Here is a 240-nt window from a genome sequence, read left to right as displayed (position 1 = left end):
AGTTAAAACCCGTCCACGCACTAATTTCATAATCACCTGATACTTCAATATTTCGATTGTTACGGTCTACCTCAACAGCTGTTACGGTTTCAGTATAATCAGCCCCACCTTTATGATTCATAACTACATCACCGTATACGTCGATGTTTTGCTTATGTAAAGCGTCAATTGCAGATTTCAACTGTGCCTTTGTCCCATATTTCGTCCGCACCGTTCCTTTTTGATTGAACTCCCCTAAAT

The 240-nt window shown here is 40.0% G+C and carries 1 pseudogene; it reads right to left on the bottom strand.

From position 1 onward, the window contains the following. Nucleotides 1-240 (bottom strand): annotated as a pseudogene (locus tag JDS96_RS31485) (alpha-amylase family glycosyl hydrolase); the annotation flags it as partial.

Origin of the sequence: Bacillus cereus group sp. N21, assembly GCF_016483395.1 — a bacterium.
GTDB lineage: Bacteria > Bacillota > Bacilli > Bacillales > Bacillaceae_G > Bacillus_A > Bacillus_A pseudomycoides.
Note: the sequence above shows the minus strand (reverse complement) of the source record. Positions and strands in the feature narration are given on the sequence as shown.